The 1,138-nt window shown below is 66.2% G+C and carries 1 protein-coding gene; it reads right to left on the bottom strand.

Annotation, left to right across the window (positions count from 1 at the left end):
- A partial coding sequence (locus AZG88_RS22315) for an AMP-binding protein (protein ID WP_156517577.1) occupies nt 1-1,138 on the bottom strand: 1,138 nt, incomplete at both ends.

The raw sequence follows: 1,138 nt of genomic DNA, 5'->3' as shown, positions 1-1,138 counted from the left end.
TATCCGCGGGCCAGCTGGATTCCGGCCACATACAACTCGCCCACCACCGCCACCGGTACCGGATGCAAGCGGTGGTCCAGCACGTAGGCATGGCAGTTGATCTGGGGTGTGCCGATGGGTACCACCGACTCTTCGTGCTGGGTGCAGCGGTGGCAGATGACGCTGACGGTGGTTTCGGTGGGCCCGTACTGGTTCCATACCGTCGCCGGACCGAACTCCGCCAACCGCGCGACCGTCTGCCCGGACAGCATTTCACCGCCGAGGTAGACCACCCGCACGCCGCGGAGGACGTCGGGTGATCGGCCGGCCATCAGGGCGGTCAGTACCGTCGGCACCGACGCCACGTGAGTGACCTTCTGTGCCCGGATGAGTTCGGCGAGGTAGTCGGGGTCGCGTTGGCCGTCGGGCCCTGCCAAGACCACGCAGCCCCCGACCTGTAGCGGTGCGAAGAGATCGGGGGTCGATGCGTCGAAGGTCACCGCGTTGCTCTGCAGAAGACGATCACCGGCACGGTGATCGAACGCCTCGACCACCCACTGAGCCTCGTTGACGATCGCGCTGTGCGCCACGGTCACTCCCTTCGGGCGGCCGGTCGATCCCGAGGTGAACATCACGTAGGCCGTGTTCTGCGGGCGTAGTGGTGCGCGGCGGTCCGCGTCGGTCACCGGCGCCCCGGACAGCCGTGACAGATCGATGGTGTCGAGGTGGAGGACCGGTACCGGGTCGGGCAGATCGTCTTGGTCGTCGTGGGTGGTGGTCAGCATGCAGGTGGGTTGTGCCACTGCGAGTATGAAGTGTGTGCGCTCGGCTGGGTGGTGGGGGTCGATGGGCAGATAAGCTGCACCGGCGGTGAGGGTCGCGTAGACGCCGACGACGAAGTCGAGGGAGCGGCGCATCCGTAGTGCCACGATGGTTTCCGGGCCCACGCCCTGGGTGATCAGGTGTCGGGCGAGACGATTGACGCGTGCGTCGAACTCGGCGTAGGACAGTGTTCGGTTTCCGTCGACCACCGCGGGCGCGTCGGGTGTGCGCGTCACCTGCGCACCGAACATCGACACCAGTGTGTCGGTGGTTGTCGCATGATCGGTGTGGTTCCAGTCCTCGAGGATCAGCTGTTTTTCGTCGGCGTCGAGGAGGT

This window comes from Rhodococcus sp. LB1 (genome assembly GCF_001583455.1).
In the GTDB taxonomy this organism is placed as follows: Bacteria; Actinomycetota; Actinomycetes; order Mycobacteriales; family Mycobacteriaceae; genus Rhodococcus_F; species Rhodococcus_F opacus.
This window is presented reverse-complemented; position numbering and strand designations above follow the sequence as displayed.